Annotated in this window: 4 protein-coding genes; 3 read left to right on the forward strand and 1 reads right to left on the reverse strand. The window is 70.4% G+C overall.

All coding sequences use genetic code 11. The annotated features are described in order from the left end of the window. Positions 1 to 485: 485 nt before the first annotated feature. Positions 486 to 1052 carry an inorganic diphosphatase gene (locus TFC3_RS31310; protein WP_173745417.1) on the forward strand — a complete coding sequence of 189 codons (567 nt, stop codon included), beginning with the start codon at positions 486 to 488 and terminating at the stop codon, positions 1050 to 1052. Between the two features lie 224 nt (positions 1053 to 1276). Here the strand turns inward: TFC3_RS31310 and eccD are convergent, their stop codons facing one another. Beyond that, complete coding sequence (gene eccD, locus TFC3_RS31315; protein ID WP_067509186.1) at positions 1277 to 2716, reverse strand: type VII secretion integral membrane protein EccD; 1440 nt, start codon at positions 2714 to 2716, stop codon at positions 1277 to 1279. Between the two features lie 202 nt (positions 2717 to 2918). Here eccD and eccCa point away from each other — a divergent pair, with 202 nt between their 5' ends. Next, positions 2919 to 6893 carry a type VII secretion protein EccCa gene (gene eccCa, locus TFC3_RS31320; RefSeq protein ID WP_067509188.1) on the forward strand — a complete coding sequence of 1325 codons (3975 nt, stop codon included), beginning with the start codon at positions 2919 to 2921 and terminating at the stop codon, positions 6891 to 6893. 235 nt (positions 6894 to 7128) lie between these two features. Then, positions 7129 to 8298: type VII secretion-associated serine protease mycosin (gene mycP / locus TFC3_RS31325; RefSeq protein WP_082772634.1), on the forward strand; the 1170-nt coding region annotated here is incomplete at its 3' end.

The following is an 8298-nucleotide window of genomic DNA, read 5'->3' on the forward strand; positions in this document are numbered from 1 at the left end:
CCCGGCTGCCCCGCCCCCGGCTGCCCCGCCGCGCCCGGCACCTGGCCGAAGCCAGGCTGAGCAGGCCGAACGACCGACCCCGAAGGAGCGACCCCCGGCTCCGCAGCCGAAGAGGCCGAAGCCGCCGACGAGGCCGAGGCAGCCGGAGCACCCGGATCGGCCTGCGTCGGGTTTCCGAGGTTTAACGGCACCGAAGCTCGCCCATACGTAGTACCGGGAGGGCGCGGCGAAACCGGCGCATTATCCGGCAATTCGCCAGGCCCTACCCGAGATTCAGCGTTCTTGCTTGCTGACACGCCGTCGTACTCAGGAGTGTTCTGTGAATCTTGCCTCCCCACGCGGCCCTCCTCAGTACGTAGCGGCAGACTTAGGGGAGACTACAAACATCCGGCACACCGGTGCGCACGGATCTGGCGGGCTGCTGGCCGCGCCCCGTCGCTCTGGCATCAGCCGGTTCTCAGGCCGGGCGAACAGAGGAGCGACAGATGGATTTCGACGTTTTGGTTGAGATCCCCAAGGGTCACCGCAACAAGTACGAGGTCGACCACAAGACCGGCCGCATCCGGCTCGACAGGACGCTCTTCACCTCGACGCAGTATCCGGCCGACTACGGCTTCATCGAGGGCACCCTCGGTCAGGACGGCGACCCGCTGGACGCCCTGGTCCTCATCCAGGAGCCGACCTTCCCGGGCTGCCTGATCCGCGCGCGGGCCATCGGCATGTACCGGATGAGCGACGAGAAGGGCCGCGACGACAAGGTCCTCTGCGTGCCCTACGAGGACCCGCGCCAGGAGCACCTGCGCGACATCCACCACGTGGCCGAGTTCGACCGCATGGAGATCCAGCACTTCTTCACGGTCTACAAGGACCTCGAGCCGGGCAAGTCCGTCGAGGGTGCCACCTGGACCGGCCGCATGGAGGCCGAGGAGGAGATCCGCGCGTCCTTCAAGCGTGCCGAGGCCGCTGAGGCCGCCGGTCACGGCGAGCATCTCCAGCACGCCGACCCCGTCGACCTGGTCGAGCGCGCCCACGAGAAAACCGAAGAGGCCTGACCGCCGGCACCAATCGGCAAGCAAGCACCAATCGGCACAGAGCAAGGCCGGGCACCACGCCCGGCCTTCGTCTTCGCTGTGCCCCTCCGCGCGGGACTGCACCACCCCAGGCGACACTGCACCACCCCAGGCGACACTGCGCCACCCCAGGCGACACTGCGCCACCCCAGGCGACACTGCGCCACCCCGAGCGCCACTGTGCGGCTCAGGCGATGCTGTGCGGCTCAGGCGATGCTGATCGAACTGACCAGCCCGTAGAGCCCCACCACCGAGCACGCCACCGGAATCACCGAGATCACCGCGAGGCTGTCCAGCAGGTCGGCCGCGCGACCCAGGTACGGCGAAGGCGCCCGCCGCGACCACGTCGCCCCCGCCGCCACCGTCGCCATGGCGAGCAGCAGCCCGGCCACGCTCACCCCGATCAGCGTCGCCGAGTTCGCCTTCCACAGGATGTCCACGCCAAGCGCGAACAGCCCGAACAACCCGGCGGCGATCAGCGGCACCCGCTGGCGCAGCGTCACGAACAGCCGGGACCGCAGCAGCAGCGCCGCCCCGGCCACGCCCATGAGCAGTTGGGCAGCCAGCCCGCCGGAGGATGCCAGCACCACGAACGCCCCCGCCGCGAGCAGTGCGTGGCCCCACAGCATGCCGGTGAGCAGCTCCTCGGTGCGGCTGACTGCGGCGAAGACCCGGGCCCGGTCGGGCCGCTCGCGGGCGGCGTCCAAGCCGGTGTTGCGGGCACCGGTGAAGGTCTGCTCGGCTTCGGCGCCGGTTGGCAGCGTGACCGGCGGGGTGGGCATCTTGCCGAAGCGAATCGCCAGCAGGGGCAGCGCGCCGATTCCGCAGACCAGGATCGAGATCAGCACCGCCGCCGCGCCGGCCGCCGAGGTCAGGAAGCTGATCAGCGCGGCCACCGCACCGAGCACGCCGGCCATCACACCGGCCGCGAAGACCCGCAGGGAGGCCGCCACCCCAACGCCGCCCAGAGCCGCGAGCAGCAGCAACGCGATCGAGCCGGCGAGCAGCTCGGGGCCGCCCAGCCAAGCCAGCAGCGGGAAGGCCCCGGCCCGGTCGGCCGCCCCCTGGGTCACCAGCACAGCACCGCCCGCGAACGCGTACGGCAATGCCAGTCCACCCAGAGCTGCACCCGCGCGCGCGTCACCGTACGCCCGGGATGCGGTAATGCCCGCCAGCGAGAGCAGCAGTCCCACGCCGAGCCCCACGAAGGCCGCGCCGTCCCACGCCGGCCCGGCAGCCAGCACCGCGAGCAAACCCAGCGACAGCAGCACAGCCGCCCCGGCCAAGGTCGCCGTGCGGGTGGAGGCGGGCGACCAGACCGTGCCCCGGCGCCGGGCTCCGTCGGCGATGGCCTCGACCACGTCGTCGTATTCGAGTTCCGGCCATGCGTCGCGAGCGGGCACCAGGTGCAGCACCTCGCCGTCGCGCACGCCCTGCGGGAACAAGCCTTGCGCAGTGGCCAGGGCCACACCGTCGGTACGCCGGAGCACCCAGCCGCCGTGCCGTTCCCCGTCGTCGGCCAGGCCCTCGCCGGCATGCCGGAGCACCTCGGGCAGCAGTTCGGCCAGCGGAACGTGCTCGGGTAGGGCGACGTCAACCCGCCTCTGCGGCGCGCTGATCGTCACGCGAGCGAGTCCAACGGACATGCTTTGCCTTCCTCCGGCAGGCCACCTTCGGCATGCCCTATTTCCCATCGATGGTGACGAGGCTGCGGAACCTGAGGGACTTTACCTATCCTGAGCCCTGCGCGGTGCCCGGCTGCGGACGCCGGCGACGGGGAGCCGCCATAGGCCTGGGTGGACATTGCGCCGTAAGGCCATCGCAGCGGACGAAAGGGATAGGACCGGTATGAGCACGGTGGTGATCAAGCGAGCGGCACGTCGTCCGGCGCCGGAGATCCCGGACGGCGAGCTCGCCGTTGAGGCGCCGCCCGAGATCCCGCAGGCCGTCGGGGGCCGCTGGCAGCAGGCCTTCATGGTGCTGCCGATGCTCGGCGGCTCGGTCGCCATGGCGATGATGATGGGCCGGGGCGGCGGCGGCTCGATGTCCTATGTGATCGGCGGGCTGTTCGGCGTCTCCTCGCTGGCGATGCTCGCCACCTCGTTCGGTGGCGGCGGCACGCCCAAGAAGGCCGAGATGATGGCCGCTCGCCGCGAATACCTGCGCCACCTCGCCGGCCTGCGCCGCCGCGTACGCGACACCGCGAGCCGGCAGCGGACCGGTCTCTACTACCGGCACCCCGACCCTGGACAGTTGTGGTCGACCGCGAGCAGCCACCGGGTGTGGGAGCGACGTCCCACCGACCCCGACTTCGGCGTGGTCCGCCTGGCCGTGGGGCCGCAGACCCTGGCCACCCCGCTGATCCCGCCGGTGACCCGGCCGCTCGAAGATCTTGAGCCGATGACCGCCGGCGCGTTGCGGCGTTTCCTCGACGCCTACTCGGTGGTGCCCGACTTGCCCGTGGCGGTGTCGCTGCGCGGCTTCGCCCGGGTGTTCCTGCGCGGCAACGGGACCGGCGGCGAGGCCGAGGCCCGCGCGCTGACCCGGGCCGTACTGACCCAGCTTTCCGTCTTCCACGCCCCTGACGACCTGCTCATCGCGGTGTGCGCGGGTCCCGAACGCCGGGCGATGTGGGAGTGGATCAAGTGGCTCCCGCACAACCTGCACCCGTCCCGGACCGACCGGCTGGGCCAGGTCCGCCTGGTCGCCAGCGCCGGCGAGGACCTGGAGAAGCTGCTCGAGGACGTGATCGGCAACCGGCCACGGTTCAACCCGGCCGGCATCACGGTGTCCAGCCCGCACGTGGTGATCGTGCTCGACGGCGCCGACCTCAAGGGCGCCACCCAGCTCGACGACGGCATTGACGGGGTCACCGTGCTCGACCTCGACGAGGTGCCGCCCCGGATGCTCGACCGGTCGCTGCTGGTGCTCGAGGTGCGCGGCGCCGGCGAGCTTCGGGAGCTGCACACGTTCGCGATGGACCACGCCGCCGAGGTGGGCAAGCCGGACCGGCTCAGCGAACAGGAAGCCGAGGCCGTCGCCCGGCGCCTGTCCCCGCTACGCCTGGCCGCCATGTCCAAGTCGACCGACACGCCGCTGGCCACCGAGATGGGGCTGGCCGAGTTGCTCAACCTCGGTGACCCGGAGTCGTTCAGCGTGGCGCAGGCCTGGCTTCCCCGGCCCAACCGCGACAAGCTGCGGGTGCCGATCGGGTTGAGCGCCGACGGATCGGCCATCGAGCTCGACCTCAAGGAGTCCGCTCAGGACGGCATGGGCCCGCACGGTCTGCTGATCGGGGCCACCGGTTCGGGAAAGTCCGAGCTTCTTCGGACGCTGGTGCTCGCCCTGGCCGCCACGCACTCGTCCGAGGCGCTCAACTTCGTGCTCGTCGACTTCAAGGGTGGCGCGACCTTCTCGTCGCTGGACCGGTTGCCGCACACCGCGGCGGTCATCACCAACCTCGCTGACGAGCTGCCGCTGGTCGACCGCATGGTCGACGCCATCGACGGCGAACTCATCCGGCGCCAGGAGCTGCTGCGCAAGGCGGGCAACTATGCGAGCCTGCGGGACTACGAGAAGGCCCGCGCCGGGGGTGCCGCGCTGCCACCCCTGCCGTCGCTGCTCGTGGTCTGTGACGAGTTCTCCGAGCTGCTCTCGGCCAAGCCCGACTTCATCGACTTGTTCGTCCAGATCGGACGACTGGGCCGCTCGCTGGGGGTTCACCTGCTGCTGGCCAGCCAGCGACTCGAGGAAGGCCGGCTGCGCGGGCTCGACACGCACCTGTCGTACCGCATCGGTCTGCGGACCTTCTCGGCTCTGGAATCTCGCGCCGTGCTGGGTGTGCCCGACGCCTACGAGCTGCCCCGCGCGCCGGGCCATGGCTACATGAAATTCGGGACCGAGCCGCTCGTACGGTTCAAGGCCGCGTATGTCTCCGGAGCTGTCCGCCGGGCCGGTAGCCGGGGTGCCGGGGCCTCCCGCGACGGCGCGGCCCCGCAGGTCCTGTCGTATTCGACGCACTTCGTGCCGGTGCCCAAGCCGGTCAAGGCGGCCAAGCCCAAGCCGGAGGACCTGGCCGAGGGCGACAGCCTGCTGGACGTCATGGTGGACCGGCTCAACGGCCAGGGCCCGCCTGCGCACCAGGTGTGGCTGCCGCCGCTGAACCAGTCGGCCGCCCTTGACGAGCTGCTCGGCCCGGTGCTCACCGACCCGGCGCGGGGCCTGGCGTTCGCCAACCCGGAGCTGCACGGCGCCCTGCAGGTGCCGATCGCGCTCATCGACAAGCCGCGCGAGCAGGTCCGCGATGTGATGTGGCTGCAGCTCGCCGGGGGTGCCGGGCACGTCGCCGTGGTCGGTGGCGCCCAGTCCGGCAAGTCCACGGCGCTGCGCTCGCTGATCCTGGGCCTGGCGCTGACCCACACCCCGGCCGAGGTGCAGGTCTACTGCCTCGACTTCGGTGGCGGCTCGCTGGGCGTCCTGCGCGATCTACCGCACGTCGGTGGTGTTTCGCAGCGACTCGATTCGGTGGGCGTTCGCCGTACCGTCGGGGAGGTTTCCACGCTTTTGTCGCAGCGTGAGGTGCACTTCGGTGAGCTCGGCGTCGACTCCATGGCCTCCTACCGCCGGCGCCGGGCCGCGCAGACCGGCGTCGGGATGGGCGCCGAGGCAGACCCGTTCGGCGATGTGTTCCTCGTGGTGGACGGCTGGACCACGCTGCGTAAGGACTACGAGGAGCTGGAAGGCGTCATCACCGACATTGCGACGCGCGGTCTTTCCTACGGCATCCACGTCGTGTCCAGCGCGCCGCGGTGGATGGATTACCGTCCGGCCATCCGTGACCTGTTCGGCTCGCGGGTGGAGCTGCGCCTCGGCGATCCGACCGACTCCTCGATCAACCGCCGGGCCGCGCTGAACGTTCCGGAAAAGCCGGGCCGGGGCATCATCGAACACCCCACCGACAAGAACAAAGCACTACATTTCCTGACGGTACGCCCAGAGCTCAGCAACGCCGAATCCGCCGAACTGGTCAAGATGATCGCCACGAACTGGACCGGCCCGGTGGCTCCCCGCGTCCGGATGCTGCCCGACTCCCTGCCGTACGCGAACATCGATGTCACCGCGACCACCGGCCTGCGCCTGCCGATCGGCATCGCCGAGGCCGACCTCCAGCCGGTCTCCATCGACTTCGCCAGCGACCCGCACTTCCTGCTGTTCGGCGACTCCGAGTGCGGCAAGTCCTCGTTCCTGCGCGCCCTGGCCACCACGATCACCCACCGCTTCCAGCCGACCGAGGCCCGCATCATCCTGGTCGACTATCGCCGCAGCCTGATGGACCTGCCCGAGACCGAGCACCGCATCGGCTACGGCATCCAAGCGCAGAAGACGCTGGAGTTGATGCAGTCGGTCGCCGGCTACATGGAACGCCGACTGCCCGGCCCGGACGTCACCGCTCAGCAGTTGCGTGACCGCTCCTGGTGGAACGGCCCCGAGCTGTTCGTGCTGGTCGACGACTACGACCTGATCGCCTCGGGCCCGACCAACCCGCTGCAGCCGATCCTGGAATATCTGCCCCAGGCCCGCGACGTCGGCCTGCACCTGATCGTCACCCGCCGCGCCGGTGGCGCCGGCCGGGCCATGTACGACCCGGTGATCCAGCGCCTGCGCGAGCTGTCGTCCCCCGGCCTGGTGATGAGCGGCCCGCCGGACGAGGGCGCGCTGATCGGCCAGGCCCGACCGACGCCGATGCCCCCCGGCCGGGGCCGCCTGGTGACCCGGCGGGAGGGTTTGCGGCTCATCCAGCTGTCCCATCTGCCCCCCTTCTGACACATTGACCAGGGCAAACGGACCAGGAGTGCGATCCGGATCGGCATACCAGGGCACCAAGGTGCGGATTCGGAGTAATCTCCCACCATCGACGCTCCCGCATGGGACCCCGTCGTGCTCGAGAACTGTCCCGCTTGAGAATGGCCGCGACCGTAGTGAGAGCCGTGAGCGAAGCATCGAAGGCGTCCCGCCGCGCTAGGCGTGACGCTTCCGCGCGGTGTCCCGGCGGTGCCCGTTGCTGAGGCACCTACCGGCCCGCATCGCCGCGGCAACGTCCGCGGCCTGCCTCTGTGCTTCGCTGACCGCAGTTCCCGCGCTAGCCGCACCGGCCACCACACCGCTGGCCCGGTCCGTGGTTACCGAACCGCTGGCAGGGGATTCGGTCCGAGCCGAGCAGTGGCATCTCAAGACCCTCAACGTGGCCGGCGCGTGGACGTACTCCCAGGGAGAAGGCGTCACGGTCGCCGTGATCGACTCCGGCGTAGACGCTGACCACGTGGATCTGCAGGGCCAGGTCCTCAAGGGCCTCGACCTGGTAGACGGCGAAGGGGATGGGGACACCGACCTGGTCGGCCACGGCACCACGGTGTCCGCCCTCATCGCCGGTCGCAGCGACGACAACGCCGGCGTGGTGGGAATCGCTCCCAAAGCCAAGATTCTTCCGGTACGGGTCCTGGATCGCGAAAACCGCTACGACGACGCCATGATCGTGGCCAAGGGCGTGCGCTGGGCGGTCGACAACGGTGCCCGGGTCATCAACCTGTCGCTGGGCGGCAACGGCAGCAGCCCCGCCCTCGCCGCGGCGCTCGATTACGCGTTCGCCAAGGACGTCGTCGTGGTCGCCTGCACCGGCAACGCCAGCGCCTCAACCTCCACCAACGTCTGGTACCCGGCCCGCGAGCCAGGCGTCATCGCCGTAGCCGGCATGGAGAAAGATGGAAACGCTCTGTGGTCCGGCTCGATCACCGGCAAGGAAACCATCGTCACCGCTCCGGCAACGGCGCTGGTCGGAGCCCGCCCGGACGGCTACTGGCGGGTGCAGGGCACCAGCTTCGCAGCCCCGATGGTCTCCGCCACCGCCGCGCTGATCCGCTCCCGCTGGCCCACGATGTCGGCGGGCGAGGTCATCAACCGCATCATCAAAACCGCAAAGGACCGTGGCGTACCCGGCCGCGACGACCAGTACGGCTATGGCTTGGTCGACCCCACCGGCGCCCTCATGGCCGAGGTCCCAGCCGTGCAACGTAACCCTCTGGACACCACCGCCTCGCCCGGCGTAGCCCGCCTCGGCAGCGCCCCAGCCTCAGGCCAAGCCCAATCGGCCCCCGACGCAACCGGCAAGGGCACCGCCGGAGCCCACGTCCCCGGCACCAACGGCGGCAACATCATGGCCGCCGGCCTCTTC

This window comes from Actinoplanes sp. TFC3, from assembly GCF_001553785.1.
Taxonomy (GTDB): Bacteria; Actinomycetota; Actinomycetes; order Mycobacteriales; family Micromonosporaceae; genus Actinoplanes.

What these genes read in the sequence shown, in the direction of transcription:
- TFC3_RS31310 (WP_173745417.1), top strand. Translation starts at nt 486, where the DNA reads ATGGATTTCGACGTTTTGGTTGAGATCCCCAAGGGTCACCGCAACAAG.
- eccD (WP_067509186.1), bottom strand. Translation starts at nt 2,716, where the DNA reads ATGTCCGTTGGACTCGCTCGCGTGACGATCAGCGCGCCGCAGAGGCGG.
- eccCa (WP_067509188.1), top strand. Translation starts at nt 2,919, where the DNA reads ATGAGCACGGTGGTGATCAAGCGAGCGGCACGTCGTCCGGCGCCGGAG.